This is a genomic window from Ewingella sp. CoE-038-23 (genome assembly GCF_040419245.1).
GTDB lineage: Bacteria > Pseudomonadota > Gammaproteobacteria > Enterobacterales > Enterobacteriaceae > Ewingella > Ewingella allii.
The window spans coordinates 1-325 of record NZ_JAZHOH010000014.1 but is presented as its reverse complement, the minus strand read 5'-3'; the positions used below and the strand labels follow the sequence as shown (position 1 = coordinate 325).

Annotated in this window: 1 rRNA gene; it reads left to right on the top strand. The window is 50.8% G+C overall.

The features are described from left to right. A 16S ribosomal RNA gene (locus tag V2154_RS24880) occupies nt 1–282 on the top strand; the annotation flags it as partial. Nucleotides 283–325: the final 43 nt, after the last annotated feature.

The following is a 325-nucleotide window of genomic DNA, read 5'->3' as shown; positions in this document are numbered from 1 at the left end:
AACTCGCGAGAGCAAGCGGACCTCATAAAGTATGTCGTAGTCCGGATTGGAGTCTGCAACTCGACTCCATGAAGTCGGAATCGCTAGTAATCGTAGATCAGAATGCTACGGTGAATACGTTCCCGGGCCTTGTACACACCGCCCGTCACACCATGGGAGTGGGTTGCAAAAGAAGTAGGTAGCTTAACCTTCGGGAGGGCGCTTACCACTTTGTGATTCATGACTGGGGTGAAGTCGTAACAAGGTAACCGTAGGGGAACCTGCGGTTGGATCACCTCCTTACCTAAAGATACGCATTGTGCAGTGTCCACACAGATTGTCTGAT